The 6332-nt window shown below is 67.9% G+C and carries 7 protein-coding genes; 4 read left to right on the forward strand and 3 right to left on the reverse strand.

Going from position 1 to position 6332, the window contains the following annotated elements:
• Window positions 1–129 precede the first annotated feature (129 nt).
• The gene (locus AC1DZ6_RS16610; protein WP_477098252.1) at window positions 130–678 is read right to left on the reverse strand and encodes a TetR/AcrR family transcriptional regulator; all 549 of its coding nucleotides are present in this window, start codon (window positions 676–678) and stop codon (window positions 130–132) included.
• Between the two features lie 110 nt (window positions 679–788).
• Here AC1DZ6_RS16610 and AC1DZ6_RS16615 point away from each other — a divergent pair, with 110 nt between their 5' ends.
• The 4 genes from AC1DZ6_RS16615 to AC1DZ6_RS16630 all read left to right on the forward strand — a co-directional run bounded on the left by AC1DZ6_RS16615 (window position 789) and on the right by AC1DZ6_RS16630 (window position 5335).
• Window positions 789–1433, forward strand: coding sequence for a glutathione S-transferase (locus AC1DZ6_RS16615; RefSeq protein ID WP_477098253.1), 645 nt, complete (start codon window positions 789–791; stop codon window positions 1431–1433).
• Between the two features lie 199 nt (window positions 1434–1632).
• Window positions 1633–3285: a phytoene desaturase family protein gene (locus AC1DZ6_RS16620; protein WP_477098254.1), complete on the forward strand. Its 1653-nt coding sequence runs from the start codon at window positions 1633–1635 to the stop codon at window positions 3283–3285.
• A 168-nt stretch (window positions 3286–3453) separates the two neighbouring features.
• Window positions 3454–4596: an aromatic ring-hydroxylating oxygenase subunit alpha gene (locus tag AC1DZ6_RS16625; RefSeq protein ID WP_477098255.1), complete on the forward strand. Its 1143-nt coding sequence runs from the start codon at window positions 3454–3456 to the stop codon at window positions 4594–4596.
• Between the two features lie 145 nt (window positions 4597–4741).
• Complete coding sequence (locus AC1DZ6_RS16630; protein WP_477098256.1) at window positions 4742–5335, forward strand: TetR family transcriptional regulator C-terminal domain-containing protein; 594 nt, start codon at window positions 4742–4744, stop codon at window positions 5333–5335.
• A 185-nt stretch (window positions 5336–5520) separates the two neighbouring features.
• Here AC1DZ6_RS16630 and AC1DZ6_RS16635 read toward each other — a convergent pair whose 3' ends face one another.
• A complete protein-coding gene (locus AC1DZ6_RS16635) occupies window positions 5521–5760 on the reverse strand; it encodes a hypothetical protein (RefSeq protein WP_477098257.1) in 240 nt (79 codons plus the stop codon).
• A gap of 239 nt (window positions 5761–5999) precedes the next feature.
• Window positions 6000–6185 carry a hypothetical protein gene (locus AC1DZ6_RS16640; RefSeq protein WP_477031821.1) on the reverse strand — a complete coding sequence of 62 codons (186 nt, stop codon included), beginning with the start codon at window positions 6183–6185 and terminating at the stop codon, window positions 6000–6002.
• Window positions 6186–6332: the final 147 nt, after the last annotated feature.

Raw genomic sequence — 6332 nt, forward strand, 5'->3', positions numbered from 1 at the left:
GCGGACAGAGGGGTCCCGGGCACAAGGCCCGGGATGACGGTTGAAATGAAAATGAAGGATCACACCTGTCGCGGAACCGGCGTCCACTCGAACACCTCCGCATAGAGATCATCCCAGCGCGGGTTGTCCCTACGGCATCAGCCCCGCCGCCTGATACGCCGCGATCGTCCGGTCGAACACGGCGATGTCGCCCCGTCCGCGGGCCACCAGCTGGGCGCCTTCGATGGCGGCGAAGATCGCCAGCGCGCTCCCTTCGTCGGCATTCCGGGACGCCAGAACCTGCACCAGCCACCGCACATTGGCCGCGCTGAACCCATCGACCGCCGCCCGCACCTCCGGCGGCAAGTCGCCGTACTCGGCGGCCATGATCCCGTACAGGCACATGCGGTTGTCGTTCAGCAGGGCGGCGCGGAACACGGCGATGTAGCGCTGGAAGCGGGTCTCCAGGTCCAGCGGCTGGGCCAGCAGTTGATCGAAATAGCCGACCGCGTCGTCGGTGTAGCGCTTGGCCAGGGCCGCTCCCAGGTCGCCCTTGGTCGGGAAGTAGTAGTGGATGCTGGCGCTCTTGATCCCGATCTCCTTGGCGATCTCGCGGAAGCTCAGGGCGTTGTAGCCGCGCGCCTGCACCATGGCCTTGGCCACGGTCATGATCGTTTCCCGCGTGTCGGTCGTGCTCACGTCATCGCTCCAGTTACCTATCGATAGATAGGCGTTGACTCCACCAAACGAAAGGGCCTTATTGCGCCATCTACCTATCGATAGGTAGACACCTCTGAAAGGCCCTCCCCATGAAGATCCACGACATCCCCGGCTTCCCCAATCCGCTGCGCATCCGCATCGCCCTGGCCGAGAAGGGCCTGGCCGACCAGGTCACCTTCGTGAAGGTCGACCTGCCCGGCGCCGAGCACAAGCAGGACGCCTTCCTGGCGCTCAACCCGACCGGGACGGTGCCGGTCCTGGAGCTGGACGACGGCCTCTGCATCTCCGAATGCACGGCGATCACCGAATATCTCGACAATCTCGACGGCGACCCGGTTCTGACCGGCAAGACCGCGCGCGAGAAGGGCGTCATCCACATGATGCAGAAGCGCGCCGAGTCCGAGCTGATCGACGCGATCGGCGGCTATTTCCACCACGCCACCCCGGGGCTCGGTCCGGTGCTGCAGGCCTATAAGAGCCCCGACTGGATCGGCCGCGAAGACTGGGGCCGCCAGCAGGGCGGCAAGGCGATCGCCGGCATGCGCTATTTCGACAAGGTGCTGCGGGGCCAACCCTACGTGGCCGGCGACGCCTTCTCGATGGCCGACATCACCGTGCTGGAAGGCCTGGTCTTCGCCGGCTACGCCAGCCTGGCGGTGCCGGAGGACTGCACGGCGCTGATCGCCTGGAACGCGCGGCTGCAGGACCGGCCCAGCGTGAAAAACCCGGCCTAGGTGGGGCGGCCCACTTGCCCCCTACGGGTCGCTTCGCGACCGTCTTCCCCCAAAGGGGGAAGAGGAGGTGCGCGTCCTCCGCCCCCTATGGGGGCGGACAGGCGGCGAAGCCGCCAGGTGGGGGCAAGTCGGCGAACCCCACCCTCTTGCCTATTTTACACTCGTATAGCAACCTCCCCACACCACCGGGGAGAACACCATGGCCACCGCCGCCCAGCACCGCGACGCGATCATCATCGGGGGCGGCCACAACGGGCTGGTCTGCGCCTTCTACCTGGCCAGCGCCGGGCTGAAGGTCACGGTCTGCGAGGCCCGCGACGTGGTCGGCGGAGCGGCGGTGACCGAGGAGTTCCACCCCGGTTTCCGCAACTCCGTGGCCAGCTACACGGTCAGCCTGCTCAGCCCCAAGGTCATCGCCGACATGGACCTGCACGGCCACGGCCTGAAGATCCTGGAGCGGCCGATCTCCAACTTCCTGCCGATCGACGACAAGACCTACATGAAGCTGGGCGGCGGGCTGGAGCGCACCCAGGCGGAGTTCCGCAAGTTCTCCGAGAAGGACGCCGCCGCCCTGCCCGCCTATTACGCCATGCTCGACGAGATCGGCGACGTGCTGCGCGACCTGGCCGGCGAGACCCCGCCCAACCTGACCGACGGCCTGCCCGGCCTGCTGCGGGGGCTGCGCCAAGGCTCGCGGATGGCGGGCCTGTCGCTGGAACGCAAGCGCGACCTGCTGGACCTGTTCACCAAGAGCGCCCGCGACTTCCTGGACGGCTGGTTCGAGAGCGACGCGGTCAAGGCCAGCTTCGGCTTCGACGCCGTGGTCGGCAACTTCGCCAGCCCCGACAGCCCCGGCTCGGCCTACGTCCTGCTGCACCACACCTTCGGCGAGGTGAACGGCAAGAAGGGCGCCTGGGGCCACGCCGTCGGCGGCATGGGCTCGATCACCCAGGCCATGGCCAAGGCGTGCAAGGCCAAGGGCGTCGAGATCCTGCTCAAGGCCAAGGTCGAGGCGATCCATGTCGAAGAAGGCCCGAAAGGCGGCGGCAAGCGCGCCGTGGGCGTGCAGCTGGTCGACGGCCGCCAGATCATGGCCCCGATCGTCTCGTCCAACCTCAACCCCGCCCTGCTGTACGGCTCGCTGGTCGCGCCCTCGGCCTTGCCCGCCCCGTTCAAGAAGGCGATCAAGGGCTACAAGAACGGCTCGGGCACCTTCCGGATGAACGTGGCGCTGTCGGAGCTGCCGGACTTCACCTGCCTGCCGGGCAAGGCGGTGGCCGAGCACCACCAGTGCGGCATCGTGCTGTCGCCGACCCTGGACTACATGGACGAGGCCTATCGCGACGCCAAGGCGACCGGCATCAGCAAGCGGCCGATCGTCGAGATCCTGATCCCCTCGACCCTGGACGACAGCCTGGCCCCTCCCGGCCAGCACGTGGCCAGCCTGTTCTGCCAGCAGTTCGCCTGGGACCTGCCCGACGGCCGCAGCTGGGACGACGAGCGCGAGGCGGCCGCCGACCTGATCATCGACACCGTCAACCAGTGGGCCCCCAACTTCAAGGCGTCGGTCCTGGGACGGATGATCCTGTCGCCGGTCGACCTGGAGCGGAAGTTCGGCCTGGTGAACGGCGACATCATGCACGGCCACATGTCGCTGGATCAGCTGTGGGCGGCGCGGCCGGTGCTGGGGCACGCCAGCCACCGGGCGCCGATCAAGGGGCTCTACATGTGCGGGGCCGGGTGCCATCCGGGCGGCGGGGTTTCGGGCAATCCGGGGCGGAACGCGGCGCGGGAGATCCTGCGGGACCGGGATTTTGGCACGGCGGTGAAGCTGAGCCTGGTGGGGCGGTAGAGGTGGGCGGCTCACGCACTTGCCCCCACCTGACCGCTACGCGGTCTGTCCGCCCCCATAGGGGGCGGAGGACGCCGCGCACGGCTCCTCTTCCCCCTGTGGGGGAAGACGACCGCGAAGCGGTCCGTAGGGGGCAAGTGTTCACCGGCAAGATCGTGGGGATTTGAGATGGACCTGAACCTCCCCAACCATGACCCCGACGCCGACTGGGGCCTTCCCGGCTGGCTCTACGACAACGCCCGCTTCTTCCGCGAGGAACAGGACAAGGTCCTGCGCCCCTCCTGGCAGATCGTCTGCCATCTGAACGACATTCCCAAGCCTGGCGACTTCCACACCTTCGACTTCCTGGGCGAAAGCACCGTCGCCGTGCGCGGCAAGGACGGCGGGGTGAAGGCCTTCGCCAATGTCTGCCGCCACCGGGCCGCGCGGCTGCTGGACGGTCCGTCGGGCCATTGCGGCCGGATCGTCTGCCCCTACCACGCCTGGACCTACGCCCTGGACGGCCAGCTGATCGGGGTGCCGCACCGCGAGACTTACCCAGCCTTGAAGATGGAAGATCAGGGGCTCCACCCCGTCCAGACCGAAGTCTATCGCGGCTTCGTCTTCGTCCGCCTGGAGGGCGAAGGCCCCAGCGTCGCCGAGATGATGGCCCCCTACGACCACGAGCTGGAGCCTTACCGCTTCGAGGAGATGGTGCCGTTCGGCCGCGTCACCCTGCGGCCGCGCGAGGTGAACTGGAAGAACATCAGCGACAACTATTCCGACGGACTGCACATCCCGATCGCCCATCCGGGCCTGACCCGGCTGTTCGGGCGCGGCTATGGCGTGGAGGCGCAGACCTGGGTCGACAAGATGTGGGGCCGGCTGATCGAGGAGGACTCCCACAATCCGTCCGAGCGGATGTACCAGCGGGTGCTGCCCGACGTCGAACACCTGCCCGCCGAGCGCAAGCGGCTGTGGACCTATTTCAAGCTGTGGCCCAACCAGGCGTTCGACATCTATCCCGACCAGGTGGACTTCATGCAGTTCATCCCGGTGTCGCCCACCCAGACGATGATCCGCGAGATCGCCTACGCCCTGCCCGACGACCGGCGCGAGATGAAGGCGGCGCGGTATCTGAACTGGCGCATCAATCGTCAGGTCAACGCCGAGGACACCGAGCTGGTGGCCCGCGTGCAGCAGGGCATGGCCTCGCGGAGCTTTACCGCCGGGCCGCTGGCGGAGACCGAGGTGAGCTTGCGCAGCTTTGGCCGGAAGATGCGGGCGCTGATCCCGCAGGCGCGGCTGCACCGGCCGCCGGAGGRGTGGTGAGGGTCTTTCTTCTCCCTTCCCCCTTGATGGGGGAAGGGTCGGGGTTGGGGGTGATGCGGCGGTTCAGCCGGCAAGGCCGCACCACCCCCACCCAACCCTCCCCCATCGAGGGGGAGGGCTTTGGCCAGAGCTCAGGCTTTCATCCATGAGCCCCCGCGCCCCCTTCACCCGCGAGACCCCCGACGTCCGCCGGACCGCCCTGATCGAGGCCGCCGCCCGCGTGCTGGCCGCCAAGGGCGTGGCCGGCGCCTCGGTGCGGACGATCTGCGCCGAGGCGGGGGTCAGCGCCGGGTTGCTGCGGCACTATTTCGAGGGCGTGGACGCCCTGGTCGCCGCGGCCTACGAGGCCACCGGGGCGCGGATCGACGCGGCGCTGGAGGCGGCGGTCGAGGGCGCCGGCGACGATCCCCGCGCGCGATTGAGCGCCTATCTGACCGCCAGCTTCGCCCCGCCGGTGCTGGACCCGGACCTGCTGGCCACCTGGCTGGCGTTCTGGAGTCTGGTGAAGGTGGATCCCGCCATCGCCGCCATCCACCGGCGCACCTATGCCGGCTATCGCGCGCGCCTGGAGGAGCTGCTGACGGCCTGCGATCCCAGGGTCGACGCTAGGTTGGCCGCCATCGGCCTGACGGCCGTGGTGGACGGGTTGTGGCTGGAGCTGTGCCTGGACGCCACGGTGTTCACCCCGGTCGAGGCGGGCGCGATCGCCGAACGGCTGGCGGCGGGGTATCTGGCATGAAAACACCCTCTCCCATAGGGAGAGGGCGGGGCCCGCGACGAAGTCGTGGGAGGGTGAGGGGTTACACCCTCACCGATGTTTCGCAGCGCCCTGCCGGCACGCCGTCGGACGCAGAACCCCCTCACCCTCCCATCGCTGCGCGATGGGTCCCTCCCTCTCCCCATGGGAGAGGGTGAGATCGATGACTAGGCCGCGGCCTGGGCGCTCAGGGTGGCGCGGCCCCAGCTGGAGCGGCGGGCTTCGGGTTCGATCACCTGGACCCGGGCGGTCTTGCCCTGGGTGCGCATGTGACGGGCCAGCATCTCGGCCACGCCGACGGCTTCGGGCTGGGCGGGATAGGATCCGATCAGGTCGAGGGTCTCGTTCCAGGTGACGTGCCAGACGCCGGAGACGGGTCGGACGAAGTAGGTGTGTTCGTCGGCCATGGGGATCACTCCTTGGTACTCACTGAGCGTCGGTCATACAGCGCGTGCGTGACAGCTGTATCAATGCTGCACAGCAACATCTTGTTGCATTGCACACTGCAGGAGCCGAGCCAAGGGCATCAATGGTGAATCTGGGTGCAAGAATAAGGCGCGTCACCTGAAATAGGGACACGCCCTCGCATCGCTGGCCTGCGAATGAGGGAGCTTGATCGAGGGACGCGCGAGCGCCCCAGAACCGCCTAGTGCTTCCAGACGAAAAGCGAGACCACGCCGAGGATCAGGCTGACATAGAAGCCCAGGCCCCACATCAGATGCTCGCCCTCGTCGTCGCTGTAGCGGGCGTCGAGCAGGCGATCGCCGAGCGGCAGGGCCGCCCCGAACGAGACGACCAGCTGGCCGGTGGCGATGAGGAGGCGAGTGATCATGGTACGGACGGTGCGCCCGAAAGGTTAACGGGGCGCTTAAGTTGAGGGTTGAGTTTCGCTCAACGAGAATTTGCCGCAGGCCCTACTAGAACCTTCTCCCAGAGGGAGAAGGAGGGGCCCGCGCCGCAGGCGTGGGAGGATGAGGGG

This window comes from Caulobacter sp. P1_B12_2 (genome assembly GCF_056406675.1).